The sequence below is a fragment of the Gilliamella sp. Choc5-1 genome (assembly GCF_001690595.1).
In the GTDB taxonomy this organism is placed as follows: domain Bacteria; phylum Pseudomonadota; class Gammaproteobacteria; order Enterobacterales; family Orbaceae; genus Gilliamella; species Gilliamella apicola_M.
Map to the genome: position 1 here is coordinate 1 of NZ_LZHH01000030.1, position 649 is coordinate 649.

General features: G+C 39.0%; 1 protein-coding gene. It reads left to right on the top strand.

Going from position 1 to position 649, the window contains the following annotated elements; translation table 11 throughout:
- Positions 1-334: 334 nt before the first annotated feature.
- A partial coding sequence (locus tag A9G35_RS02925) for a contractile injection system protein, VgrG/Pvc8 family (protein ID WP_176701373.1) occupies positions 335-649 on the top strand: 315 nt, incomplete at its 3' end.

Sequence of the window (649 nt, forward strand, 5' to 3'; positions counted from 1 at the left end):
CTAAAATGCGCTATGATTGGTGCTGTTTAACTTATTTAGATTATCAATCAAATAACGATATTTGGTAGCTAAGCGATATTAGATAACTATATTAGATAACTACATTCGATAGCTATATTTAATAACTAAAAGCAATAATATTAACCATTTAAATCATAACAACAAACCAAAGGTATTCCCTTTTGTTCTAATTAAATCAATAAATAAGGAAAGGAAAAAACATGGCAAGTGCGTTAGAGCGTCTTTTAGAGCAGCTTGATGACGGGATATTGGGTCATTTAAAAAAACTGAGCCATAATCGCTATACCTTAGCCGTTGAGGGCTAAGTTCGCCGGTGTCGGTGTTACAGGTTAAAGGCGATGAGCGGCTTAACCAGCCGTGGCATTATACCCTTGAATTTACCAGTCCCGATAAAGCCCTTGCCATTGATTCACTGCTTAACCAAAACGCCACTTTCTCATTTAATCCCTTTTTAAACCAGCCATTAACAGAAGCAATACGCTCACTAGGTGGCTTACCGGCTATCAGTGACGGGCGCACACTTCATGGGGTGGTTACCGCATTTAGTCAGCTATCGGTCAGTAAAGAGCAAGCGCATTATCAAGTTGTTTTATCATCCCGCTTAGCGTTGTTAGCCATGAAAAAACAG